General features: G+C 46.8%; 3 protein-coding genes. All 3 read right to left on the reverse strand.

The genetic code is table 11. From position 1 onward, the window contains the following. Positions 1-77: 77 nt before the first annotated feature. The 3 genes from ADA01nite_RS22080 to ADA01nite_RS12205 are packed head-to-tail and all read right to left on the reverse strand — an operon-like array spanning position 78 to position 1132. On the reverse strand, positions 78-245 hold the full coding sequence (locus tag ADA01nite_RS22080; RefSeq protein WP_170230257.1) for a hypothetical protein: 168 nt from the start codon (positions 243-245) through the stop codon (positions 78-80). Between the two features lie 15 nt (positions 246-260). Further along, positions 261-596, reverse strand: coding sequence for a hypothetical protein (locus ADA01nite_RS12200; RefSeq protein WP_146810248.1), 336 nt, complete (start codon positions 594-596; stop codon positions 261-263). 47 nt (positions 597-643) lie between these two features. Next, the gene (locus tag ADA01nite_RS12205; protein ID WP_146810249.1) at positions 644-1132 is read right to left on the reverse strand and encodes a PaaI family thioesterase; all 489 of its coding nucleotides are present in this window, start codon (positions 1130-1132) and stop codon (positions 644-646) included. Positions 1133-1311 lie beyond the last annotated feature (179 nt).

Here is a 1311-nt window from a genome sequence, read left to right on the forward strand (position 1 = left end):
CCGCAAAAGTTAGCTGCTTTTCCCATGATTTTCATGTCGGAGTTGCGGCTGAGATGCCATAAGGAGTTTGTTTAGGCTTAGGGATTAAGGGGAACATCGATGGGAAAATCGGATGCATCGACGTTTTTGGTGCCGAAGAAACCGAGGAAAATGAGAATAACCAACAGGATAAACGTTGAAAATTGTTCACCGTCGAAAGCAGCGGCATCCTTCTGTACGTCGTTGAAGCTTTGCGATTTCTGCATGTTTATGCGCCTCCTTTATTCTGAAAGCCGTTTTTTCAATGCGGAAAACACCTCATCCATCGCCATGTCACCGTTTTGTTTTAAGAAAGAGGCCAATTGATTGACCCTGCTGTTCTCCTTGCCTTTCGGGAATTCTCCGATCAGCGTAACGGCTACGCCTCCGGTTCTGCCCAGTTCAATTGTGTCAACCGTAAGCTTTCCGAACAGCAGGAGCAGGGCAGTGACGAACTCAAGACTGTTAGAGGTCAGAAGGTTATCGAAGCTGTAGACGGGTGTGGAAGCAGACGCTGGCTTGCTGTTGTTATTGCGGTTGGTAAAAGAACTGTTCGCTGTACGTTTTCTTTTGGCCATCACCTTCCCCCCTCTAGTTACATTATGCAGGAGGGGAGGGAATGCGCTTATCTTGGCTCAACAAGGTAAAAAGTTCCCGTACCGGCAAGGACCAGCCGTCCCTGCTCATTATGTATTTTGCATTCGCAGACGCATAATGTTTTTCCGCGTCTGAGCACGGAAGCGGTAGCGATGAGCCTGTCACCTGTGCCCGGCGTTAAATAATGAACATTCATCTCCGTGGTTACAACCTTATAGCCGGTTGAACGGCTTGCGACCGACCCCATGACCGAATCCGCCAGTGTAGCGGTAATGCCGCCGTGCACCGCTTTCATCTGATTAAGCATAAACGGTGTAATCGGCACTTCGAAACGGTAGGTTCCATCCTCCAGATATTCGCCCTGCAGCCCCAGAAAGCCGGAGAGATATGCGGTTTTTCTCTCCTGCATGTATTCGATTGCCTGGCGTGCCAGATAAAGAATTTGCTGCTCGTCCTCCGTGCCGTTCTTCAGGATATCCTTCATAAATTCCAATAATGATTCCTGATCTTTGCGCATGATACAGCCAGCTCCTTTTTCTGTGAAAATTATGAAATTAAAGAAAGAGGGAAGGAGAGAAAAAAGATCTAGGGAAGAAAAAGGCGCTCGCCTTTTTCTACATTGAAATCATTCCCATTGTCTTTATTATAGTTGAAAAAGAATGCAGTGAGGTTGTTGAAATTTTTTCTATGAAAATC

The sequence above is a fragment of the Aneurinibacillus danicus genome (assembly GCF_007991215.1).
GTDB classification, from domain to species: domain Bacteria; phylum Bacillota; class Bacilli; order Aneurinibacillales; family Aneurinibacillaceae; genus Aneurinibacillus; species Aneurinibacillus danicus.